The sequence below is a fragment of the Pseudomonas sp. W15Feb9B genome (assembly GCF_000828175.1).
Taxonomy (GTDB): Bacteria; Pseudomonadota; Gammaproteobacteria; order Pseudomonadales; family Pseudomonadaceae; genus Aquipseudomonas; species Aquipseudomonas parakoreensis.
Map to the genome: position 1 here is coordinate 1 of NZ_JTKF01000051.1, position 24,354 is coordinate 24,354.

Here is a 24,354-nt window from a genome sequence, read left to right on the forward strand (position 1 = left end):
CAGACCGCATGCTTTTCACCACTCAACAGGATGAGCGTTAGCTCGGCTGCAGCTCTTGATCTTGCCGTGCCGGCCCCATCGGCAGGCTGAGTGGAGGGGTTTATCCGGGGGTGGGAGCGCAGCGACCGTTTGGCGCAGCCAAACACAGCGAGAGGAGGTGCAGCGAAGCAAACCGTAGGCGCTGCCCCCCGGATGAATCCCGCAGCGAAGGAACCCGAGCCTAAGCGAGGGCCGCACGCCGGGGCCAAGCCTTTTGCTTACTTTTCGGCGTCTGGAAAAGTGAGTCGCTGTAAGAGCGAAACCATAAGAAGCCGTTACCGCAGAAACGGATATGTACTCGGTAACCCAAAAGAACGCAGCGCTCGCCAGCCCCCAATCACCCCTTGTCAGCCTTCCCCGCCGCCGCCGCAAACTTCGCCAACCGCACATCCAGATGCCGCGGTCGCCGCCCATGATCCTCGGCCCGCTCCTTGCGCCGAATCGCATTACGCACCATCAACGACCCCAGGTACCGAATCGGCTCCGGCGGAAAATACCCCAACGGCCCGTTCACCAAGGGCGAACGGGTCCACGGGTTATCGAGCCCCTGCACCAGCGAGGCAAGAATCTGCCCGCCCATGTGACACGGCCCGACGCCACTGCCGGAATAACCAAAACCATAAAACACATTGCCACTGGCACTCATCTGCCCGAAAAACGGCAACCCGGTCACCGAACGATCCGACGGCCCGTTCCAGGTCGCATCCACCTTGACCTCGGCAAACGCCGGAAAAAACGCCCCAAGGCTGCGCCTGAGCAAATCCGCATAGGGCGATGGCTGATCGAACACCGGCAGCATCCGCCCGCCAAACGCAAACGTGTTGCCACCCTTGCCAAGCATGATCCGGCCGTCCGGCGTGTTGTGGTAGTAGTGCACGAAAATCCGCGAGTCGAGCACCGTAACGCCACTGGTCAAACCGATCTCCTGCAACAGATCCGGGCGCGGTTCGGTGATCAGCATGTCGCTGGAAACGATCGCCACGCTGCGTTCGAATTGTGGGAACGCGCGGGCCATCCAAGCGTTCATCGCCAGCACCACACGGTCGGCAATCACGCGACCATGGGCGGTGTGAATGCGCGCCGGACGGCCCTCTTCCAGACCGGTCATCGCCGTGTTTTCGTGGATCGTCACGCCCAGTTGCAGCGCCACCCGGCGCAAGCCGCGCACCAGTTTGCTCGGTTGCACACTGGCGGCTGCCGGCGAGAACCAGCCTTCCAGATGCAGGCTGGAACCGGCCATGCGCTGTACGTCGGCCACCGGCCGCTGGGTGAACGAGTTGATACCGTTACGCTCCAGCGCCGCGATCACGGCGTCGGTCGAACCGACCTGCGCCTTGTTGGTGGCGGTGTACAACGTGCCGTCGAGGCGGTAATCGGCATCGACGCCGTATTGTTCGCAGAATTCGCCGATGGCGTGGATGCTGCGCTCGGACTCCTTGACCAGGCGCACCGCCTCCTCGACACCGAACAGGCGCTCGAGGGTGAAATACTTGGCCGACCACGACAGCGCACAACCACCGTTGCGCCCACTGGCACCGGCGCCGCAGATGTCCGCTTCGATCATCAGCACGTCGAGCTCAGGGTTCTGCTGCTTGAGCATGATCGCCGTCCACAACCCGGTGTAGCCACCGCCGACGATGCACACGTCGGTGCGCACTTCACCTTGCAGCGGCGAACACGTCGGGGATGCGTCGGCCTGCAAGGCTTGCTCGAGCCAAAAAGGTCGCATGGGATTCTCCAGTCAGATGGCCACGACCCAGCCTGCCGCGAGCACCGCAGCAGGCCGCGAGGCAAGGGTTTTCAGTTACGCAGGGGTTTGATGGTCAGCGGGCAATTGGGAATGGCCGCGCGCGGTTCCATCACCCCGACCGGGCGGCTGTTCCAGTGCGGGATCAGCACCAGCGCCGAAAACAAGGCGCAGCCGGCGAAGACAATGAACACCGTCACCGAATCGAAGTAACCCGGCAGCAATCCGCCGAGCACCGCGCCAACCGAACCGCAACCGTTGACGAAACCGGCCGCCGTGGCGCCGGCCTTGGCCTTGCCGAAGTCGATGGCCGCGGCGCCGCTGATCATCGAATCCGGTCCGTACAGGGTCAGGCCCATGACAAACAGCAGCGCCACCACCAGCATCACGCTGCCGGTGTGCAACGCGCCCATGAACAGCGCCAGGGTCACGGTCAGCGCCAGCAGGCTGAGGACGCAGGCCGGCATGCGCCGGGCGCCGAACAGCTTGTCCGAGGCCAGGCCGATCATGATCGGCCCGAGCAGACCAGCCAGTTCAAACGAGGTGGGAATGATTGCCGCGCCGACCTTGCCGACACTCGGCATCTGCTCGAAGACGATCACCGGGCCCCACAACAGAATCGCGTAACGCGCCGGTTTCAACATGAAATACGCCAGACCCAGCACCAGCACCGTGCGGTTGCGCAGGATTTCCTTCAACGGCTCCCAGACGCTGAGCTTGCTGTTGGCTTCGGTTTCTTCAGCGCTCAGTTCCGGCTCCGGCTCCACGGCCGGCAGGCCGACGTCTTCCGGTTTGTTGCGCTGAAAAATGAAGAACAACAGCGCCACCGCCGCGACCACCGCGGCGCTGGATATGAACGCTGCGTGCCAGGTGCCGATCAGCGTATACGCCCACCAGCCGGCGAACGGCGAGGCTACCAGACCGCCGAACGCATAGCAGGAGCTCCACAATCCGAGCACCCGCCCGCGCTGCTGCGCCGGGAAGAAACTGCCGAGGTTCTTGCACAATCCCGACCAGCCGGTGGACTGCGCCAGGCCCTGAATCAGCATGCAAGTGGCGAAGATCGGTAGCGTGGCAAAACTGCCCATCACTAACGCCGCTGCGGCGGAAATCAACAGCCCGCCGAGCACCACGACCCTTGGGCCGAAGCGGTCGGCAAGCATGCCCCAGGTGAATTGGCCGATGGCGTAGGCCGCCAGATAGATCGCATCGAGGTTGGCCATGGCCATCTTGTCGAGCATGAAGGTCGGGTCTTCGGCGATGCCCAGTTTGGCCACCGAAAACGCTTTGCGGGTGAAATAGAAAGCGGCGTACGCGAGCCAGGTGATAGCGAAAATCTGCATGCGCCAACGCGCAAGGGTGCCGATGTGCTTGTTCATTGTGGTTCTGACCTCAGGGTGTGAGTGTGCCGGCAGAATCGTTAAGTAAACGCCTGTGTTTTTTATTGTTGAGCACTGCGCCAGCGCCCCGTCCCTATGGCGATAGCGGTCAGATGAGTCCTGTTATTGCACGCACAGGCTCATCGCCAGCGTTGCTGCCTGAACGGGCAGTCAGCGATGGCGTGAGCGGATCAAAGCAATTACTGTTTAATAAATAAAATCGATTTATCGTATTTCACACATAAGCTCAGCTTGTTGATGGAGGCTACATGTCGGTGTCCCACGCCCAGCTCAAAGCCTTTCACGCCGTGGCTGTACACGGAAGTTTCACCAAAGCGGCCGAACGGCTTTTTCTCACGCAACCGGCGATTTCCGACCAAGTGCGCAAACTGGAGGAGCGCTTCGGTGTGTTGCTGTTTCATCGCAACAAGCGTTCGGTGCGCCTGACCGATCTGGGCGAGCGCCTGCTGGCGATCACCCAGCGGCTGTTTGTGATTGAGGCTGAAGCCCAGGAACTGCTACAGGAATCCCAGGCGCTGCAGACCGGCAGCCTGATTCTGGCGGTGGATGCCCCGGTACACGTGCTGCCGCTGATTGCGCGGTTCTGCGAGCGCTACCCGGGGATCAGCGTGAAGATCGAGACCGGCAACACCGATGAATCGCTGTTTCGCCTGTTCAACTATCAGGCCGATCTGGCGCTGCTCGGGCGTGATGTCAGCGATGAACGTTTGCTGTGCGTGCCGCTGCGCAATGACCCGATGGTGGCGTTCGTTTCGCGCCATCATCCGTGGGCCGAGCGTGAGTCGATCTGCCTGGCGGATCTGGATGACACGCCGCTGGTGCTGCGCGAACACGGCTCGGTGACCCGGCAGACGCTGGAAGAAGAAATGGCCGGCGCCGGGTTTCGCATCCGTCCGGCGATTCAGGTCGAAGGCCGGGAAGCGGCGCGCGAGGCGGTGGTGGTGGGAATTGGTGTGGGGGTTGTTTCGGCGGCGGAGTTCGGCGCAGATTCGCGGGTGTGTGCGTTGCCGATTACCGACTGCACCCGGCGTTTGACCGAGACCCTGGTGTGCTTGCGCGAGCAGAGTTCGCGGCGGGTGGTGGCGACATTTCTCGATATGGTGCGCGAGAGCCTTGCTTAGACAGTGACGGCCTCATCGCTGGCAAGCCAGCTCCCACAGGTATGGCGTCGCACACAAATTTGGGGGCCAACACAAATTCTGTGGGAGCTGGCTTGCCAGCGATGAAGACACCACGGGGTATCAGGCCAGCGCCAGAGCGAAGAACGCCTGAATCAAGCGCAACTCCCGCCGCCGCTCCACGCAGCCGATCATGTGCCGGTTCACCAGCCCGTCCCCGACAATCGGCAGCGCTACCACCCTCGGGTCATGGCTGACTTCCACCGATGACACCACGCCCACCCCCAGTTCCGCCGCCACCGCCTCGGTCACCGCTTCGCGACTGTCCAGTTCCAGCAACACCCGTGGATTGACCGCCGCCTGCGCACACGCCTGATCAAAGGTACGGCGGGTGATCGAACTCGGCTCGCGCAACACCATGATCACCTGATCCAGCTCCTTGAGCCGCACCTCGCCGCTACGCTGCGCCCACGCATGCCCGGCGGGCACCAGCGCGCAGATCCGCGATTCGCTCAAGGCTTGCAGATGCAGGCCCTTGCGCGGTTCGACCTCGGTGAGCACCGCCACGTCCGCGTGTTCCGATAACAGCGCGGCGAGGGTTTCCTGGGCATTGCCCAGACGCAGATTCACCGTGATCCCCGGATACCGCGCGCGCAGGCTGGCAAGCATCGGCATGACCATGTGCGGACCGTCCGCCGCCACTTCCAGACGCCCGGTGAGCAACTGACGGTTGGCCTCGAGCAGAGTCTGCGCTTCTTCGGCCAGGCCGAACATGGCGCGGGTGATCGCCGCCAGTTTGGTGCCCTCCTCGGTCAGTTCGACCCGACGCGCGGTGCGCCGTAACAGGGTGATCTGGTAGTGCTCCTCCAGCGCCTTGATGTGCCCGGTCACCGCTGGCTGGCTGATGAACAGGCGCGCGGCGGCGCGGGTGAAGCTGCCTTCCCGGGCCACGGCGTCGAAAGCGCGCAGCTGGAACAGATTCATGAATAACCCTCACTGATGGCTGGCATAACAACAAACAATTTGATTGATGACTCGGCGAATTGCAACGTATGCCCCGTAGCTTCATCCCACAGCGCTATCGCGAGGACACACGAATGAGTACTGCCGCACCCATCCTGCTCACTCCCGGCCCGTTGACCACCTCGGCCCGCACCCGCCAGGCAATGCTGGTCGATTGGGGGTCATGGGATGATCGCTTCAATCAACTGACCGCCAGCCTCTGCGAGCAATTGCTGGCGATCCTCAACGGCGCCGCCACTCACCATTGCGTGCCGTTGCAGGGCAGCGGCACCTTTGCCGTCGAAGCCGCCATCGGCACACTGGTGCCACGTGACGGCAAGGTACTGGTGCTGATCAACGGCGCCTACGGCAAGCGTCTGGCGAAAATCTGCGAAGTGCTCGGCCGCTCGTTCAGCACCTTCGAAACCGCCGAAGACGAACCGACCACCGCCGCCGACGTCGACCGCCTGCTGCGCGCCGATGGCGACATCACCCATGTCGCGCTGATCCACTGCGAAACCAGCACCGGCATCCTCAACCCGCTGCCGGAAATCGCTGACGTCGTGCAGCAGCACGGCAAGTGCCTGATCATCGACGCCATGAGCTCGTTCGGTGCGCTGCCGGTGGATGCGCAAAAAGTCCCGTTCGATGCGCTGATCGCCGCCTCGGGCAAGTGCCTGGAAGGCGTGCCGGGGATGGGTTTTGTCTTCGCTCGCAAGGAATCGCTGGCCGCAGCCGCTGGCAACTCGCACTCGCTGGCGATGGACCTGTATGACCAGCACACCTATATGCAGAAGACCGGTCAATGGCGCTTCACCCCGCCGACCCACGTGGTCGCGGCGCTGCACGAAGCGTTGCTGCAATACAACGAAGAAGGTGGCCTGCCCGCTCGCCATGCGCGCTACGCCGCCAACTGTCAGGCACTGATGGACGAGATGGGCAAACTCGGCCTGCGCAGCTTCCTGCCGGCGGCGATCCAGGCCCCGATCATCGCCACCTTCCATGCCCCGCAAGACCCGCGCTACCAGTTCAAGGACTTCTACGAACGGGTCAAGGCCAAGGGCTACATCCTCTACCCCGGCAAACTGACCCAGGTGGAAACCTTCCGCGTCGGCTGCATCGGCCACGTCAGCCCGGATGAAATGCGCCAGGCCGTGGCGGCGGTGGGTGAAGTGCTGCGCGAGATGGAAGTGCTGGAGATCTGAATCACCACGATACCTGTGGGAGCGGGCTTGCCCGCGATAGCGGTCTGACCATCAGCATAGATGTCGACTGAAAGGGCCCCATCGCGGGCAAGCCCGCTCCCACAGGATCGCCGAACCTTTTGAATTGCATTGCCAACACAGGATTCTTATTGCCATGAACTACGTAAACCCAAGCAAGCTGCAAGCCGCGATCCTCGACTGGGCCGGCACCGTGGTCGATTTCGGCTCGTTCGCGCCAACGCAGATCTTCGTCGAAGCCTTCGCCGAGTTCGACGTTCAGGTGTCCATCGACGAAGCCCGTGGCCCGATGGGCATGGGCAAATGGGACCACATCCGCACCCTGTGCGATCAGCCGCAGGTCGCCGAGCGCTATCGCAAAGCATTCGGCCGCACCCCGACCGACGATGACGTGACCGCCATCTACAACCGCTTCATGCCGCTGCAGATCGAAAAGATCGCCGAACACTCGGCGTTGATTCCCGGCGCACTGGAAACCATCGCCCACCTGCGTCAGCAAGGGATCAAGATCGGTTCCTGCTCCGGTTACCCGAAACAGGTGATGGACAAGGTCGTGGCGCTGGCTGCCACCAACGGCTACGTTGCCGACCATGTGGTCGCCACCGACGAAGTACCGAACGGTCGCCCATGGCCGGCTCAGGCGCTGGCCAACGTGATTGCGCTGGGTATCGATGACGTCGCGGCCTGCGTGAAGATCGACGACACCGTGCCGGGCATTCTCGAAGGTCGTCGCGCCGGGATGTGGACGGTGGCGCTGATCTGTTCGGGCAACGCGCTGGGCCTGGACTACGCCGGCTACCGTGCACTGGGCAGCGACGAACTGGCCAGCGAACGCAAACGCATCCACGCATTGTTCGCCGATTCCCGTCCGCACTACATGATCGACACCATCAGCGACCTGCCGGAAGTGATTGCCGACATTAACAAGCGCCTGGCCAACGGCGAGATGCCGCAATCGAGCTGATTACGTCTTTTGTCAAAACAACAAAAAACGCCAGGGTCTTCGCGACACTGGCGTTTTTTTTATGGCTGCAGCCTTGAGTCAGCGCTTTGAAACTCCGATCAGCCTCAGGCAAATCCGCCAAAGCGGATTACAGTTAAAGCATGCCGTCGCACAAGAATGGCACGTGGCGACCCTGATCTGTGAGGAAACACCGTATGCCGTGGACAAGTTCCGAATCGCGCTACAGCACCGTGTCCGTGCTGCTGCATTGGCTGATGCTGATCCTTTTGATCCTGGTCTATGCCAGCATGGAGTTGCGCGGGATCTTTCCCAAGGGCAGCGGCGGCCGCTCGCTGATTCGTGAAGTGCATTACATGCTCGGCCTGACTGTGTTCGTGCTGGTGTGGTTTCGCCTGGTGGCCCGCAGCATCGGCCCGGCACCGAAAATCTTCCCGGCCTCGCCACAATGGCAGACTCTGCTGGCGCGGGTGATGCACTGGTTGTTGTACCTGTTCATGATCAGCATGCCGATTCTTGGCTGGCTGATTACCAGCGCCGAGGGGCATCAGGTGATGTTCTACGGTTTCGATCTGCCGTTGCTGGTTCATGAAGACAAGGCATTCGCCAAGCAGGTCGAGCACTGGCATGTGTTGATCGGCAATATCGGCTACTGGCTGATCGGCCTGCATGCGCTGGCGGGGCTTTATCACCATTATGTGGTGGGCGATAACACCTTGCTGCGGATGATGCCCAAGCGCGGTTGAACACCGCCTCGGTGATATTCCCCTGTGGCGAGGGAGCTTGCTCCCGCTGGGCTGCGCAGCAGTCCTGAGTTCAAAAATGTGGACTGACAGGCGGACCGTATTTGCTGGATTAGCGACGGCTGCGCCGCCGAGCGGGAGCAAGCTCCCTCGCCACAGAAGTTCAACTGTAGGAAACGAATCCTCGCCGCCCTTGCAACCCACCCGTGTGCACGAAGATCAACCGTGTACCTGACGCGAATCCGCCCGCCTCGATCCGCTCCTTGAGCGCCAGCAACGCCTTGCCGGTGTACAGCGGCTCCAGCGCAACGCCGCTACAGCGTTCAATGCTCTCGATGAATGCAAGTAGCTGCGCGTCAACCTTGGCGAAGCCACCGCGACTGGCGTCGAGCAGCTCGTAGTCGGCAGCAGCGACACCTGCCTCCTGCATAATCGCCGCCACCTGCGGCGCCACCCCATGATCCTCGGGCACCGCCAGTGCGCCATACACCGGATGCGCACCTGCCTCGGCGAGCACCAGCCCTGCCAGCGTCGTCCCGGTGCCGCAGGCCAGCCACCAGCCGTGATAATTGCTCCAGCCCAGGTTGCCCAGTTGCGCGATCACCTGCTCCTTCAACACCTTGCAGCCCAATGCGCCCGCCAATCCGCCACCGCCCTCCGGCACCGCATGAAAATCTGGATACTGCGACTGCCACGGCTCCCAGAACCCCGGTTCATGCCGCGACCGATAGCCGCCGTAACCAAGCCAGTGCAGTTGCATGCCGAACGCTTGCAGATCGCTGACCGTCGGCGTTTGCTGTGGATGGCCGCGCAACAGGCCAACCGTTTCGAAGCCAAGACGTTTGCCCGCCGCCGCGAGCGCATGCAGATGATTGGAATACGCACCACCGAGGCTGATGACGCCCTGCGCGCCAGCGCGGTCGGCGGCCTTGAGATGCTCGACGAGTTTGAACCATTTGTTGCCGCTGATCAGCGGGTCGATCTGGTCCAGACGCAGGACCGCGACCTCGATTCCGGCGCGGGTGAGCCAGTCGAGTTCGAGCATTTGGAGGGGAGCTTGGGGCAACCAGTGGGCGGGAGGAAGAAGCATGGGCGACTGATCATTCTGAGTAGAGCCGGCATTCTAGTCGCTCATAAGCAGCCATCGCGAGCAGGCTCACGCCTGCATTGGTTCGATGTTGTTCACCGAATCAGTGAACAACACAAACACTGTGGGAGCGAGCTTGCTCGCGAAAGCGGTGTGTCAGCCAATATATATGTCGACTGACACCACGCCTTCGCGAGCAAGCTCGCTCCCACAGGTTAAGCGGCGTAGCTTAGAGCTCAGCGGCCAGACGCGACCCCTGATTGATCGCGCGCTTGGCATCCAGCTCCGCTGCCACATCGGCACCACCGATCAGGTGCACGTTCTGCCCCGCTGCGACCAGACCTTCCTGAAGGTCCCGCAGTGGATCCTGGCCGGCGCAAATCACGATATTGTCCACCGCCAGCACTTGCGGCTCGCCGGTTTCGCCGATACGGATGTGCAAGCCTTCGTCGTCGATCTTCAGGTATTCGACGCTGTTGAGCATCTGCACCTGCTTGTTCTTCAGACCGGTGCGGTGAATCCAGCCGGTGGTCTTGCCCAGACCATCACCGACCTTGGTTTTCTTGCGCTGCAACAGGAACACTTCGCGAGCCGGCGCGTGCGGCGCAGCTTTGATCCCGGCCACGCCACCACGCGCTTCCAGATGGGTGTCGATGCCCCACTCTTTCCAGAACGCGGTGCGATCCAGACTGGTGGCCACGCCTTGGTGCACAAGGAATTCCGAGACATCGAAACCGATGCCGCCCGCGCCGATCACCGCCACGCGCTTGCCCACCGGTTTGCGCTCAAGGATCACGTCCAGGTAGCTCAGCACCTTGGCATTCTCCACGCCCGGAATCGCCGGCACGCGCGGCGCGATGCCGGTGGCGAGGATGATTTCGTCGTAACCGCCCTCGACCAGTTTCGCCACGTCGACGCGGGTGTTCAGGCACACCTCGACATTCGTCGTCTGCAGCTTGCGCTTGAAGTAGCGCAGGGTTTCGAAGAACTCTTCCTTGCCCGGCACCCGCTTGGCGATGTTGAACTGGCCGCCGATTTCGCTGGCGGAATCGAACAAGGTCACCTGATGTCCGCGCTCAGCGGCCACGGTCGCGGCGGACAGGCCGGCAGGGCCGGCACCGACCACAGCGATCTTCTTGATCTGCTGTACCGGCAGATAGTTGAGCTCGGTTTCATGGCAGGCACGCGGGTTGACCAGGCAACTGGTGAGCTTGCCGCCGAAGGTGTGATCGAGGCACGCCTGGTTGCAACCGATGCAGGTGTTGATTTCGTCAGCGCGGCCTTCTGCAGCTTTGTTGACGAATTCCGGATCGGCGAGGAACGGCCGCGCCATCGAGACCATGTCGGCATCGCCTTCAGCGAGGATCTGCTCGGCGATTTCCGGGGTGTTGATGCGGTTGGTGGTAATCAGCGGAATGTTCACCGAACCACGCAGTTTGGCGGTGACCTTGCTGAACGCCGCGCGCGGCACCTTGGTGGCGATGGTCGGGATCCGCGCTTCGTGCCAGCCGATGCCAGTGTTGATGATGGTCGCGCCGGCCTGCTCGATGGCTTTGGCCAGGGTCACGATCTCTTCCCAACTGCTGCCGCCCTCGACCAGATCGAGCATCGACAAACGGAAAATGATGATGAAGTTCGGGCCGACCGCTTCACGCACTCGACGGACGATTTCCACCGGCAGGCGCATACGATTTTCGTAACTGCCGCCCCAGCGGTCGGTACGGTGGTTGGTGTGCGCGGCAAGGAACTGGTTAATGAAATAACCTTCCGAGCCCATGATTTCCACACCGTCATACTCGGCGCTCTGCGCCAGTACCGAACAGGTGACGAAATCGCTGATCTGTTTCTCGATGCCTTCCTCGTCCAGTTCTTTGGGCTTGAACGGGTTGATCGGCGCCTGAATCGCGCTTGGCGCAACCTGTTTCGGACTGTAGGCATAGCGCCCGGCGTGGAGGATCTGCATGCAGATCTTGCCGCCCGCCTCGTGCACTGCGCGAGTGACGATGCGATGCTTGAGCGCTTCTTCCTCGGTGGTCAGCTTGGCTGCACCGGAGTACACGCCGCCCTCGTCGTTCGGGCCGATACCGCCGGTGACCATCAGGCCGACGCCGCCACGAGCACGTTCGGCGAAGTACGCCGCCATGCGTTCGAAGCCACCCGGTTTCTCTTCAAGGCCAGTGTGCATCGAGCCCATCAGGGTGCGGTTGCGCAGTGTGGTGAATCCCAGGTCCAGCGGGGCCAACAGGTGCGGGTAATGAGCGGCGGTCATCGGTAACTCCACAACGTGCGATCACGGAAATTGCGGGAGCTCTGCGTCCCCCGTCAGTCATGTTCGACAGACTAAGAGTCGCACTGCTGTCACTCAATGACCGAAACTGACAAGTTATTGATCCAAATGCGCAGCGCCCCTTGGCAAGCGCAGGCATGCGCCCTACCCTAGTCGCCACACCCTGTACCCGGTTGTTGTTGGTTTTCATGCGCAAACTTCTGTACCTGTTTTTCTCCATGGCCATCGTTGCCACCCTGACCACCTACGCCATGTGGGCGGCGGACCGGCCGGCGGGACATTACCTGTCGGACCTGCGCATCAAACTGGCGGTCGATCAGGGCACGCCCGCCGACCGTGGCAATCTGCTGGGCATCCAGCCGGAACTGTTTCCGACCGACTACCAAAGCCCCGAGCGCCTGCACCGCAAACTCGCAGCCTATCTGCAGCAAGCGCAGGATCAGGGGCTGCTGAACGAAAAAACCGTGGTGGTACTGCCCGAGCATGTCGGTACCTGGCTGATGATCAGCGGCGAGAAAGACGAGCTCTACCAGGCGCCGACCCTGGTCGAAGCGATGAACTGGCTGGCGGCGAGCAATCCGTTGCTGTTCGCCCGCGCCTGGCTTACTGCCAAGGGCGACAACCGCCTTGACGATGCCCACCTGCGGATGAAGTCCAAAGTGATGGCCAAGGATTACCAGGCACTGTTTGGTGGACTGGCCAAGGAATTCCACGTGACGCTGGTGGCCGGCTCCATCGTCCTGCCCGAACCGAGCATTCGTGATGGCCAGCTCAAGCCCGGTAGCGGCGCGCTGTTCAACAGCAGCGTGGTGTTTGGCCGTGATGGTGTACCGCTGGGCCAGCCCCAGCGGCAAATGCACCCGATCTTCGAACAGCGCGATGTGATCGAGGGCGAAGACGCCCACGCGATCAACGTGGTCGACACGCCGGCCGGACGCCTGGGCGTGCTGATCGGCAGCGACAGCTGGTACCCGGACAACTATCGCCAACTCGACGAGCAAGGCGCGCAACTGGTAGCGGTGCCGGCCTTCGTCGTGGGTCACGGTGCGTGGAATCAGCCGTGGGCCGGTTATAAGGGCTCAAGTACACCGGGGTCGGTCAGCCTCAAGCCCGGGGAAATCAGTGAAGGTCAGGCCTGGCATCGCCTGACGCTCACCGCGCAGCCGCCGAGCAGCCGTGCGATCGCCGGCATGAGCGTGTTCCTGCGCGGCCAGTTCTGGGACAAGCCCGGCTCGGGCCAAAGCTTCCTCAGCAGCAACGGCCAGCAATTCGCCGATAGCGAAGCCCGTGGCGCGCGTCTGCTGAACATCTGGTTGTAAGCCATGAAACCGCTGCCGATGCGCCTTGGGGATCTGTCGGTAGGCTTCGTGCACAGCCTGGCTGATGCCGTGCGCAGCCACGGCGTCGAGCCGCAACCGCTGCTCGAACAATATGGCCTGGATGCCGCGCGATTGGCCGAAGCCGGCGCGCGACTGTCGATCCCGCGTTACATGCGGCTGGGGCACAGCGCGATCCAGTTGACCGGCGATCCGGCACTGGGCCTGAGCATGGGCCAACTCAGCCGCTTGAGTCAGGCCGGGCTCGCCGGGGTCACCGCTGCACAGGCACCGACCGTGCGCGAAGCGGCCCGCTGCCTGATCCGTTTCGAGCCACTGTACGGTTCCAACTATCGCGGGCAGTCGAGCTTTCACGAGGACGCACATGGCGCGTGGCTGCGCTTCTATTCGATCAGCCCGTACAACGCCTATAACCGCTTTGTGGTGGATTCGATCATCGCCGGCTGGCTGCATCAGCTGTCCAGCGTCAGCCGCGAGCCTTTGCGCGCCGAGCGCATCGACATCGAATTTGACGCGCCGGACTATCGCGACGCCTATAGCGTGCTGGGCGATTGCCCGATCCAGTTCGGCTCCGAACGCAATCAACTGCGCTTGAGCCTCGCCAGCCTCGCTCTGCGCAACCCGGAACACTGCCCAAGCACCTGGAAACACTTGCTTGCGTTGTGTGAACGGGAACTGGAGCAGTTGACCCGCACCCGCAGCCTGCGCGAACGCATCACACAGTTGTTGGGGCCGTTGCTCAATGGTGGCCGGGAACCCGACCTGGAAGAAGTGGCGGCGCGTCTGAAGCTACCGACCTGGACCTTGCGGCGCAAACTGGCCGAGGAAGGCACACAGTTTCGCGCCATACTCAACGACACCCGCCGCGACCTGGCAATGACCTACATCCGCGACACCGAACTGGCGTTCGGTGAGATCGCCTATCTGCTGGGCTTTGCTTCAGCCGAGGCGTTTCAACGCGCCTTCAAACGCTGGAGCGGCCAGACCCCCGGCGAGTTTCGCCGCAGTCACCGCAAAACCGCCTGACGCCTTACAACTCGGTGGCGTCTTCGGCCGGTTCTGGCTGATCGAGTTCATACGCCTGAAATTCGAGCAGTTCTTCTTGATAATCGTCCATCGTCTCATCCCCCTACTGCCCGCTAAAAAAACAGCCCGGTCAAGTGACCAGTGCCTCGAGCGTATCGTGCCCGTATGAAGGGAACGTGACATCCCCGCCTTCATGAATAAAACGTAGCAGGTGGTCAGGAATTTATCGCTGGAATTTGTCCGGAGAATGTAACGGGATTTGAGTGCGCCACAAAACAAATGTGGGAGCGAGCCCCCCCCGCTCCCACAGCAGAGCCCCGCGCGGCTCACTGCATCGCCGGAATCGGCTCCGATGGCGGCGGGATATTGGTCGGGTTGGCCGGCGGCGTGATCGTTTCGGCAGCCGGTGCAGGATCTGCACTCGGTGCCGGGGTGATCGGCGCGGATTCCGCAGGCGGCACCACGGGTTCGGAACCCGCTGGCGTCGGTGCAACCGTGGCCGGCGCAGGCGTCACCGCCGGAGTGGCCGGCGTCATGGTCTGGGCTGGCTCGACAATGCCGGCTGGCGGTGGCGCTGGCGCTGTCTCGACTGCCGGGGCAGGTGTTGTCGGCGCTACAGCAGCAGGCTTCGGCTCCGGGACACCCAGATCAGTCTTGGGTTTTTCTTCAATGTGCGCGGCTTTCTTCGCATCGGCCGGCAGGAACAGCTCAACCAGGGTGAAGAAGCGCTCGTAGAACTTCTGCGACGTCACGGTCTCACTGGCCACCTTGACCATCGAATCATCGGACGAGCCGATCGGCATCGACACCGAACCCAACACGCCGACCCCGAGGCTGGCAGAGTTGTTGGTCTTCTTCAACGCGTAGCGATCCTGCAAGGCATTGGCGAACACCGTGGCATGGTGTTTGGAACTGCCGTCTTCGGTACACACCACGTTGAAGCTGATCTCCATGTGGGTTTCACCGGTTTGCTGGAAGCTTTTGTGGCCACTGATCAGTTTCGGGTCACTGCTGGTGATGATGTAGCCCTGGCTGAGCAACGCACGACGGGCCGCCTCGCAACTCGCGGTGTCGGCCACCGGATAATTGCGCGAGAACGTGCCGGAATCATCGAAGTTCTCATGCTCATAGATCGGCTTGTCCTTCGAACAGCCAGCAACAGCGGTCAACAACAGCGCCAACCCAACGACACGCATGGGAGTTGAAATCAACATTGAACATCCTGAGGGAAAACAGTCCGGGGCGTATTGTGCAACAGAACTTGGCCCTGCGGCGCATGGATTGTGTCTTAAAGCCGTTACAACCCTATTGACCATGGTTTGCCGGAAAAAGTCGCAGCCACTCGCCGCACGGGCGAAACGGCCAGCCGCCACACCCAAAACAACGGAAACAGCCAAATCCCAAGCATAAAAAAGCCCCGACTATCAGATCGGGGCTTTCCTGTTACCGCTCAGTCAAACATCAATAGCGCTTGATATCCGCCTGACTTTCCAACTGCTTGCGGAACGCCGCGAAATCCTGCTGACCTTCACGCGAAGCAAGGAAGCGACGGTACTGCGCCTTCTCTTCATCAGTCGGCGCTACTGCTTCATTCACACCGTCCAGGCGCACGATCATCAGGCTACCGTCCTGCAAGGTCACGCTGCTGAACGTCGGCTTGCCCTTGGCCGCCGGTTTCGGCATACGGAACAACGCCTGCAGCACAGTCGGATCAACCCCTTCCTGAGCGCGAGTGGCCGCCGTGACAACCTTCCAGTTCTGACCCTCGACAGCCTTGTCCAGCGGAGTCTTGCCATCGCGCAGACTGGCGATCAGCTGGTCAGCCTTGGTCTTGGCCGCAGCACTGGCATGCTCCTTGGTCAACTGCGCGCGAATCGCCGTGTTGACGGCTTCCAGAGGCAACTGCTCAGGCTTCAGGTGTTCCTTGGCACGCAGCACGACCACGGTTTCCGGGTCCAGCTCGATGCCGGTGCTGTTGGCGTTTTCTTCCAGCACTTCCTGGCTGAATGCAGCGCTCACCACAGCACGGTTGGCCGCAATGCCTTCACCACCTTCACGGCCGAACGGCTTGGAGGTGTGCACAGTCAGTTTCAGATCTGCCGCTGGCTGGGCCAGGTCAGACGCTTCGAACGCCGAGTCTTCCAGTTGCTTGGTCGCCTCGACAAAACGCTGCTCGACCTGTTGAGTCTTCAGCTCGCGGGTCAGCTTGTCTTTCAGGCTGGCCAGGGTCGGAACTTCCGGCGCTTCAACACCCAGCAGCTTGATCAGGTGGTAACCGAAGTCGGTACGCACCGGCTCGGACACCTGGTCCTTGTTCAGCGAGTACAGGGCTTTTTCGAAAGCTGGATCATAGACGCCAGGACCGGCAAAACCGAGGTCACCGCCATTGTTGGCCGAGCCCGGATCCTGCGAGAACTCCTTGGCCAGCGCTTCGAATTTCTCGCCCTTGGCCAGACGCGCCTGGACTTCTTCGATCTTGGCCTTGGCCTGAGCGTCGGTGGTCTTGTCGTTGACTTCGATCAGGATATGCGCGGCGCGGCGCTGTTCCGACAGGTTGGCGATCTCTTTCTGATACGCCGCCTGCAGGTCTTCGTCCTTGACCGCAACCTGGTCGAAGAATGAAGACTTCTTCAGCTCGACGTAATCGACAACCACCTGCTCAGGGGTCATGAACTCCTTGGCGTGCTCGTCGTAGTAAGCCTTGACCTCATCGTCGGTCAGCTTGACCGCGGCCGGGTCGGCCTTGACGTTCAGCGAAGCGAAATCGCGGGTCTGTTTTTCCAGACGGGCGAATGCCAGCACTTCAGCGTCGGTGACGAAACCGCTGCCGGCAACACCGGCGCGCAACTGACCGATCAGCATTTCCTGAGCCAGCATCTGGCGGAATTGCATGCGGGTGTAGCCCAGTTGACGGATCACCTGATCAAAGCGCTCGGAGCTGAACTTGCCGTCCACCTGGAATTCAGGGGTCTGCAGGATCACCTGATCCAGTGCACCTTCGGAGAAAGCGAATTTCGATTGTTCTGCGCCTTGCAACAGCAGCTTGCGATCGATCAGCCCCTTGAGGGCCGACTCGCGGAGCATTTTTTCGTCAAGCAAGGAAGCATCGAAATCCTTGCCCAGCTGTTGCATCAGCTGACGGCGTTGCATGTCAACGGCCTGGCTCAGCTCGTTCTGGCTGATTTCTTCACCATTGACCTTGGCCGCATCGTTGGTGTGCGTCGTGGCCTTGAAAATAGCGTCGAAACCGGTCAGAGCCATCAGTGCAACGATGACCCCGATAATGGTCTTGGCAATCCAGCCTTGTGAATTGTCCCTGATATTCTGCAGCATGCGTCCCCCAGAAACGGTTGAACTTCAAAAATTTGGCAACCGTGGAGCGTGGGTAGAATCCGGATAGAAGAAAGGCGCATCCGAGGATGCGCCTTCTCGTAACTGGCGGAGCGGACAGGGCTCGAACCCTCGATCCCGGCGTTACAGGCAGCTGTTCCAGCGACCTGCTCTACCGCTCCGCTGCCAAGTCAGGCATGACCCCGACCCGGATGGGTAAAAACCTGAAACAAACTAACTTAGTTAACAGCTTCTTTCAGTGCTTTACCGGCTTTGAAACCTGGCTTTTTAGCAGCAGCGATTTGCAGCGTCTTGCCGGTCTGTGGGTTGCGACCAACGCGAGCTGGACGATCAGTCACGGAGAAAGTGCCGAAACCAACCAGAACAACGGAGTCGCCGGCCTTCAGAGCGCCAGTGACGGATTCGATAACAGCGTCCAGCGCACGGCCAGCAGCAGCTTTCGGGATATCAGCGGATGCAGCGATAGCATCAATCAGTTCCGACTTGTTCACTCTAAGTCCCCTTATATCTATTTTGAGATGATTCTAAGTTTTTTGGTGAAAGCAAAAACGAGTGCTGAATGGCCTACAGACACTTAAGAGCCGCTTTATAACAAGGGCTCTAAAAAGCTGTCAAGGAAGCCCCCCAGGCAAAAACGTATTAATGCGTGCTAATTCTTTCCTTTGAATCAGACTCACGTTTTTCGTCCTTGGAAACTATCTCCGGAGCCACATCCGGCAAGGGCTCCGGCGCGTATTGCAGCGCAATTTGCAGGACCTCGTCAATCCATTTAACCGGTTTAATCTGCAGATCCTGCTTGATATTGTCAGGAATCTCCTTCAGATCGCGCACGTTCTCTTCCGGAATAATCACAATCTTGATTCCACCGCGGTGAGCGGCGAGCAGTTTTTCCTTCAGACCACCGATTGCCAGCACTTGACCACGCAAGGTGATTTCGCCAGTCATGGCGACATCGGCGCGCACCGGAATCCCGGTCAATGCCGATACCAATGCCGTGCACATGCCTACACCCGCGCTTGGACCGTCTTTCGGCGTCGCGCCTTCCGGCATGTGAATGTGGGTGTCGCGCTTCTCGTGGAAGTCCAGCGGAATGCCCAGGCTCTTGGCACGGCTGCGCACAACGGTCAGGGCTGCAGTGATCGATTCGACCATTACATCGCCCAACGAACCGGTCTTGATCAGTTGACCTTTGCCCGGTACCACAGCCGCTTCGATGGTCAGCAATTCGCCACCCACCTGCGTCCACGCCAGGCCAGTCACCTGACCGATCTGATCCTGCTGCTCAGCCAGACCGTAGCGGAATTTACGCACACCGAGGAAGTGTTCGAGCAGGTCAGCTGTCACTTTTACCGAGAAGCGTTTTTCCAGCGCATGTTCTTTCACAGCCTTGCGGCAGACTTTGGCGATCTGACGTTCGAGGCCACGCACACCGGCTTCACGGGTGTAGTAACGGATGATGTCGCGGATCGCTTCCTCGTCGAATTCCAGCTCACCCTTCTTCAGACCGTTGGCGGCGATCTGCTTCGGCGACAGGTACTTGACGGCGATGTTGATCTTTTCGTCTTCGGTGTAACCCGGCAGACGAATGACTTCCATCCGGTCCAGCAGTGCTGGCGGGATGTTCATCGAGTTCGAGGTGCACAGGAACATCACATCGGACAAGTCGTAATCGACTTCCAGGTAGTGATCGTTGAAGTTGTGGTTCTGCTCCGGATCGAGCACTTCCAGCAACGCCGACGCCGGGTCGCCGCGCATGTCGCTGCCCATTTTGTCGATTTCATCGAGCAGGAACAGCGGGTTGCGCACACCCACTTTTGTCATCTTTTGAATCAATCTTCCTGGCATCGAACCGATGTAAGTCCGGCGGTGACCACGAATTTCCGCCTCGTCACGCACGCCACCCAAGGCCATGCGCACGAATTTGCGGTTGGTGGCGTGAGCAATCGACTCCGCCAGCGAAGTTTTACCTACGCCAGGAGGACCGACCAGGCACAACACCGGGCCACGGATCTTCTTCACACGTTTTTGCACGGCGAGGTATTCAAGGATGCGTTCCTTGACCTCTTCAAGGCCGTAATGATCGGCATCGAGAATGTCTTCCGCACGCGCCAGGTCGAGACGTACCTTGCTCTGCGCCTTCCACGGCACCTGCACCAGCCAGTCGATGTAGGAGCGCACCACGGTGGCTTCAGCGGACATCGGCGACATTTGCTTGAGTTTGTTCAGCTCGGCGGTGGCCTTGGCCAGGGCATCCTTCGGCAGGCCGGCCGCATCGATGCGCTTTTTCAGCTCTTCGATTTCGTTGTGACCTTCGTCACCGTCACCCAGCTCTTTCTGAATAGCCTTCATCTGCTCATTCAGGTAGTACTCGCGCTGACTGCGTTCCATTTGTTTTTTGACGCGGCCGCGAATGCGTTTTTCGACTTGCAGCAGATCGATCTCGGCATCCAGCAAGGCGAGCACGTGCTCGACGCGGGCTGACAAATCGATGATTTCGAGGATTTCCTGCTTCTGCTCGATTTTCAGCGCCATGTGCGCGGCCATGGTGTCAACCAGGCGGCCAGGCTCATCAATGCTGTTGAGCGACGACAGGACTTCAGCCGGGACTTTCTTGCCCAACTGCACATATTGTTCGAACTGCGACAGCAGGCTGCGCACGAAAACTTCCGATTCGCGCTCGGCAGCATCGACTTCGTCGATCAGCGAGACTTCGGCGCGGCAATGCCCGTCGACTTCGCTGAAGCGCTCTACAGCGCCGCGCTGCTCACCTTCGACCAGAACCTTGACGGTGCCGTCTGGCAGCTTCAGCAGCTGCAGCACCGTCGCAATCGTACCTACGCGATAGAGAGCGTCTTCACCGGGATCATCGTCAGCCGGGTTTCTCTGGGCCAGCAGCAGGATCTGCTTGTCGCCCGTCATCGCGGCCTCGAGGGCTTCGATGGATTTCTCGCGCCCCACGAACAGCGGGATAACCATGTGCGGATAAACCACGACATCACGCAATGGCAGGAGAGGCAATTCGATGGTTGTCTTCATGATTTCGCCTCTACGGCGGCCATATGGCCGTAATCAGATGGAATTAAGCTTGAAACCAAGATGGGGGCTGCCTTGAAAAAAAACAAGCGCAAAGCGGATGTAAAAAACGACATAAAAAAAAAGAGGCCCGAAGGCCCCTTCTTTGTACCGGCAGTGTGGACACTTACGCGTCCGGCGCTGCCTTGGCCGTCGGCTCACTGTTTTCGTAGATATACAGTGGCTTGGACTTGCCTTCAATCACGCTTTCATCGATGACGACTTTGCTCACTTCAGACTGCGAAGGGATTTCGTACATCGTGTCGAGCAGCACACCTTCAAGAATCGACCGCAGGCCACGGGCACCGGTTTTACGCTCCAGAGCTCGCTTGGCAACCGATTTCAGTGCGTCGGTCCGGAATTCCAGATCCACGCCTTCCATCTCGAACAGCTTGGCATACTGCTTGGTCAGAGCATTTTTCGGCTCGGTGAGGATCTGCATCAGCGCAGCCTCGTCGAGCTCATCCAGCGTCGCCAGAACCGGCAGACGACCGACGAATTCCGGGATCAGACCGAACTTGACCAGATCGTCAGGCTCGACTTCACGCAGGGATTCACCGACTTTTTTGCCCTCTTCCTTGCTGCGCACTTCTGCGTTGAACCCGATGCCGCCCTTGGTGGAACGGTTTTGAATAACCTTTTCCAGACCGGAGAACGCACCACCGCAGATGAACAGGATGTTACGGGTGTCGACCTGCAGGAACTCCTGCTGCGGATGCTTGCGGCCACCTTGCGGCGGGACGGAAGCGACCGTGCCTTCGATCAACTTGAGCAAGGCCTGTTGCACGCCCTCACCGGAAACATCGCGGGTGATCGACGGGTTGTCGGACTTGCGGGAAATCTTGTCGATTTCGTCGATGTAGACAATGCCCATCTGGGCCTTTTCCACGTCGTAATCGCACTTTTGCAGCAGTTTCTGAATGATGTTCTCGACATCTTCACCTACGTAGCCAGCCTCGGTGAGGGTGGTGGCGTCGGCGATGGTGAACGGAACGTTCAGCAGGCGGGCCAGTGTTTCGGCCAGCAGGGTTTTACCGGAGCCTGTCGGGCCGATCAGCAGGATGTTGCTCTTGCCGAGTTCGACGTCGTCAGCCTTCTTGTCACGCTGGTTCAGACGCTTGTAGTGGTTGTACACCGCTACGGCCAGAACCTTTTTCGCACGCTCCTGACCGATTACATACTGGTCAAGGATGCCGCTGATTTCTTTAGGCGAAGGCAATTTATGCGCGCTGCTTTCGGCCTGTGCTTCCTGCACCTCCTCGCGGATGATGTCATTGCACAAGTCGACGCACTCGTCGCAGATAAAGACCGAGGGGCCGGCAATCAATTTGCGTACTTCATGCTGGCTTTTGCCACAGAAGGAGCAATAGAGCAGCTTGCCGTTGTCCTCGCCGTTGCGGGTGTCAGTCATTCGTTCGATCCAAATCCGATAGGCTTGCAACACAAGATGAAGGCTATTGCGGGCTTTTTCAAGCCCGCTGGTGGTCGGACCTGCCGACCCACCTTATTTTGAGCTGCTTATTTTACGCAGGACGCTGGTTGATGACTTCGTCGATCAGACCGTATTCCTTCGCAGCTTCTGCACTCATGAAGTTGTCGCGGTTGGTATCGCGCTCGATTTCTTCAAGCGTACGACCGCTGTGCTTGGCCATCAGCGTGTTCAGACGCTCGCGGATGAAGAGGATTTCCTTGGCATGGATTTCGATATCCGAGGCCTGGCCCTGGAAACCGCCCAGCGGCTGGTGAATCATCACACGCGAGTTCGGCAGGCAGAAACGCTTGCCTGGAGCACCGGCCGTCAGCAGGAATGCACCCATGCTGCACGCCTGACCAATGCACGTCGTCGATACGTTTGGCTTGATGAACTGCATGGTGTCGTAGATCGACATGCCCGCTGTCACCGAACCGCCCGGGGAGTTGATATAGAGATGGATGTCCTTGTCCGGGTTTTCCGCTTCAAGGAACAGCAATTGCGCACAGATCAGGTTGGCCATGTAGTCCTCTACAGGACCCACCAGAAAGATTACGCGCTCCTTCAGAAGGCGCGAGTAGATGTCATAGGCGCGCTCGCCACGAGCAGATTGCTCGACAACCATCGGGACCAGGCCGCCGGCGGCCTGGATATCAGAGTTCTGCTGAATATACGAATTACGGAACATGCTCTGCAGTCACTCCCAAATAGTTATGTCTTGAATACGCATAAGCCAGCTCGAAGGCTGGCTTATGTGTGTACTTCTTAACGCAAAAACAATCAGTCGGCTTTTGGAGCTTCTACCGGCTTGACCGCTTCTTCGTAAGAGACCGATTTGTCGGTCACGCTAGCTTTCTGCAGAACAGTATCCACAACTTGTTCTTCCAGCACAACCGAACGGACTTCGTTCAGTTGCTGCTCGTTCTTGTAGTACCAGGACACGACCTGCTCAGGTTCCTGGTAAGCCGAAGCCATTTCCTGAATCATTTCACGAACGCGGGCTTCGTCAGGCTTCAGGTCGAATTGCTTGACCACTTCAGCGACGATCAGACCCAGCACTACACGGCGCTTGGCTTGCTCTTCGAACAGCTCGGCAGGCAGTTGATCAGGCTTGATGTTGCCGCCGAACTGCTGAACAGCCTGCACGCGCAGACGGTCAACTTCGTTGGACAGCAGTGCCTTTGGCACTTCGATCGGGTTGGTGGCCAGCAGACCGTCCATTACCTGATTTTTCACCTTGGACTTGATGGCCTGACGCAGCTCACGCTCCATGTTCTTGCGAACTTCGGTGCGGAAGCCTTCCAGACCGGTTTCCTTGATGCCGAATTGAGCGAAGAATTCTTCGTTCAGCTCTGGCAGTTTCGGCTCGGAAACGGTGTTGACGGTCACGGTGAACTCGGCGGTTTTACCAGCCAGGTCCAGGTTCTGATAGTCCTCAGGGAAGGTCAGGTTCAGAACGCGCTCTTCGCCTGCCTTGGCGCCAACCAGGCCTTCTTCGAAGCCCGGAATCATGCGACCGGAACCCAGCACCAGCTGAGTACCTTTGGCGGAGCCGCCAGCGAATGCTTCGCCGTCAACCTTGCCGACGAAATCGATGTTCAGCTGGTCTTCGTTCTGGGCAGCGCGGTCGGCCACTTCAAAACGGGTGTTCTGCTTGCGCAGGATGTCCAGCATCTTGTCCAGATCAGCGTCAGCCACGTCAGCGCTCAGGCGCTCGACAGTGATGCCGTCGAAACCGGCAACAGTGAACTCAGGGAACACTTCGAATACGGCAACGTATTCCAGGTCCTTGCCAGCTTCCAGCGACTTCGGCTCGATCGAAGGCGAACCGGCAGGGTTCAGCTTCTGCTCAACCACGGCTTCATAGAAGGAGGACTGGATGACATCACCAACAGCTTCCTGACGAGCGTCAGCACCGAAACGGCGCTTGATTTCGCTCATTGGCACTTTGCCTGGACGGAAGCCAGCAATCTTGGCCTTTTGGGCAGTCTGCTGCAGACGCTTGTTGACCTGGCTCTCAATGCGCTCAGCCGGCACGGTGACGCTCATGCGGCGCTCAAGAGCAGTAGTATTTTCAACAGAAACTTGCATGGATATTCCTCGTTGCACAGACGTTAGCCGGCCGTTTCCGACCCCAGAATCAAGGGCATGCATTCTAGTGGGTCAAACTCAAGAAGTCACCCTACTGAAAACGGGTAAAAAAACAGCAGGCCATTTATAGGTGTGAATGCAGCAATGCATTCCACCCCGAAGACGAATAAAGACCATCACGCCAGGGCTCTGCTTCAACCGCTTCTATATATAGAAGAGACTGCGAGCCATCTCCCTGACGGCCGATCCAGCGAACATGGCCGGTGGTCGACACGCAGGCTGCAAGCCCGTAAACACGACGAAACGCCCTGCACTTCGACCTGAAACCCAGCACAACAAACCACAAACCGTAAAACAAAAAAGGCGCCAGACTGTTAAATCTGGCGCCTTTCGAAATAT

General features: G+C 59.8%; 19 protein-coding genes. 6 read left to right on the forward strand and 13 right to left on the reverse strand.

Translation table 11 applies throughout. From position 1 onward, the window contains the following. Positions 1 to 376: 376 nt before the first annotated feature. Complete coding sequence (locus OC71_RS23410; protein ID WP_041073889.1) at positions 377 to 1,768, reverse strand: FAD-dependent oxidoreductase; 1,392 nt, start codon at positions 1,766 to 1,768, stop codon at positions 377 to 379. A 71-nt stretch (positions 1,769 to 1,839) separates the two neighbouring features. Continuing rightward, on the reverse strand, positions 1,840 to 3,165 hold the full coding sequence (locus OC71_RS23415) for an MFS transporter (protein WP_041073891.1): 1,326 nt from the start codon (positions 3,163 to 3,165) through the stop codon (positions 1,840 to 1,842). Between the two features lie 269 nt (positions 3,166 to 3,434). On the opposite strand from OC71_RS23415, the gene OC71_RS23420 reads away from it, so the two are divergent. Continuing rightward, the gene (locus OC71_RS23420; RefSeq protein ID WP_041073893.1) at positions 3,435 to 4,307 is read left to right on the forward strand and encodes a LysR family transcriptional regulator; all 873 of its coding nucleotides are present in this window, start codon (positions 3,435 to 3,437) and stop codon (positions 4,305 to 4,307) included. A 120-nt stretch (positions 4,308 to 4,427) separates the two neighbouring features. On the opposite strand, the gene OC71_RS23425 is transcribed toward OC71_RS23420, so the two are convergent. Continuing rightward, on the reverse strand, positions 4,428 to 5,288 hold the full coding sequence (locus OC71_RS23425; protein ID WP_041073895.1) for a LysR substrate-binding domain-containing protein: 861 nt from the start codon (positions 5,286 to 5,288) through the stop codon (positions 4,428 to 4,430). Between the two features lie 113 nt (positions 5,289 to 5,401). Between OC71_RS23425 and OC71_RS23430 the strand changes: the two genes are divergently transcribed. The 3 genes from OC71_RS23430 (at position 5,402) to OC71_RS23440 (ending at position 8,236) form a co-directional block, all read left to right on the forward strand. Beyond that, complete coding sequence (locus tag OC71_RS23430; protein WP_041073897.1) at positions 5,402 to 6,511, forward strand: 2-aminoethylphosphonate--pyruvate transaminase; 1,110 nt, start codon at positions 5,402 to 5,404, stop codon at positions 6,509 to 6,511. A 154-nt stretch (positions 6,512 to 6,665) separates the two neighbouring features. Next, positions 6,666 to 7,493 carry a phosphonoacetaldehyde hydrolase gene (phnX, locus tag OC71_RS23435; protein ID WP_041073898.1) on the forward strand — a complete coding sequence of 276 codons (828 nt, stop codon included), beginning with the start codon at positions 6,666 to 6,668 and terminating at the stop codon, positions 7,491 to 7,493. Positions 7,494 to 7,687: 194 nt separating this feature from the next. Further along, entirely contained in the window at positions 7,688 to 8,236 is a 549-nt protein-coding gene (locus tag OC71_RS23440; RefSeq protein ID WP_041073899.1) for a cytochrome b, read from the forward strand. A gap of 160 nt (positions 8,237 to 8,396) precedes the next feature. Here OC71_RS23440 and OC71_RS23445 read toward each other — a convergent pair whose 3' ends face one another. Further along, entirely contained in the window at positions 8,397 to 9,323 is a 927-nt protein-coding gene (locus OC71_RS23445; protein WP_041073901.1) for a 1-aminocyclopropane-1-carboxylate deaminase/D-cysteine desulfhydrase, read from the reverse strand. A 226-nt stretch (positions 9,324 to 9,549) separates the two neighbouring features. After that, the gene (locus tag OC71_RS23450; RefSeq protein WP_041073903.1) at positions 9,550 to 11,589 is read right to left on the reverse strand and encodes an FAD-dependent oxidoreductase; all 2,040 of its coding nucleotides are present in this window, start codon (positions 11,587 to 11,589) and stop codon (positions 9,550 to 9,552) included. A 206-nt stretch (positions 11,590 to 11,795) separates the two neighbouring features. Here OC71_RS23450 and OC71_RS23455 point away from each other — a divergent pair, with 206 nt between their 5' ends. Beyond that, positions 11,796 to 12,926, forward strand: a complete 1,131-nt coding sequence (locus OC71_RS23455) for a nitrilase-related carbon-nitrogen hydrolase (protein ID WP_041073915.1) — start codon at positions 11,796 to 11,798, stop codon at positions 12,924 to 12,926. A 3-nt stretch (positions 12,927 to 12,929) separates the two neighbouring features. Continuing rightward, positions 12,930 to 13,970 (forward strand): AraC family transcriptional regulator, encoded by a 1,041-nt coding sequence (locus OC71_RS23460; protein WP_041073905.1) that lies wholly within the window; start codon positions 12,930 to 12,932, stop codon positions 13,968 to 13,970. A 326-nt stretch (positions 13,971 to 14,296) separates the two neighbouring features. Here the strand turns inward: OC71_RS23460 and OC71_RS23465 are convergent, their stop codons facing one another. The 8 genes from OC71_RS23465 to OC71_RS28425 form a co-directional block, all read right to left on the reverse strand. After that, positions 14,297 to 15,184 carry a DUF2242 domain-containing protein gene (locus OC71_RS23465; RefSeq protein WP_041073907.1) on the reverse strand — a complete coding sequence of 296 codons (888 nt, stop codon included), beginning with the start codon at positions 15,182 to 15,184 and terminating at the stop codon, positions 14,297 to 14,299. 247 nt (positions 15,185 to 15,431) lie between these two features. Beyond that, on the reverse strand, positions 15,432 to 17,303 hold the full coding sequence (locus OC71_RS23470; protein ID WP_041073909.1) for a SurA N-terminal domain-containing protein: 1,872 nt from the start codon (positions 17,301 to 17,303) through the stop codon (positions 15,432 to 15,434). A gap of 236 nt (positions 17,304 to 17,539) precedes the next feature. Further along, entirely contained in the window at positions 17,540 to 17,812 is a 273-nt protein-coding gene (locus OC71_RS27255; protein WP_008077714.1) for an HU family DNA-binding protein, read from the reverse strand. A gap of 148 nt (positions 17,813 to 17,960) precedes the next feature. Beyond that, positions 17,961 to 20,357 carry an endopeptidase La gene (lon, locus tag OC71_RS23480; RefSeq protein ID WP_003223634.1) on the reverse strand — a complete coding sequence of 799 codons (2,397 nt, stop codon included), beginning with the start codon at positions 20,355 to 20,357 and terminating at the stop codon, positions 17,961 to 17,963. Positions 20,358 to 20,520: 163 nt separating this feature from the next. Further along, entirely contained in the window at positions 20,521 to 21,804 is a 1,284-nt protein-coding gene (gene clpX, locus OC71_RS23485) for an ATP-dependent Clp protease ATP-binding subunit ClpX (protein ID WP_003223632.1), read from the reverse strand. A gap of 112 nt (positions 21,805 to 21,916) precedes the next feature. Further along, positions 21,917 to 22,552 carry an ATP-dependent Clp endopeptidase proteolytic subunit ClpP gene (clpP, locus tag OC71_RS23490; protein WP_007951559.1) on the reverse strand — a complete coding sequence of 212 codons (636 nt, stop codon included), beginning with the start codon at positions 22,550 to 22,552 and terminating at the stop codon, positions 21,917 to 21,919. Between the two features lie 92 nt (positions 22,553 to 22,644). Continuing rightward, on the reverse strand, positions 22,645 to 23,955 hold the full coding sequence (tig, locus tag OC71_RS23495; protein WP_041073914.1) for a trigger factor: 1,311 nt from the start codon (positions 23,953 to 23,955) through the stop codon (positions 22,645 to 22,647). 124 nt (positions 23,956 to 24,079) lie between these two features. After that, the coding region (locus tag OC71_RS28425; RefSeq protein WP_218186294.1) for a hypothetical protein at positions 24,080 to 24,354 on the reverse strand (275 nt) is incomplete at its 5' end.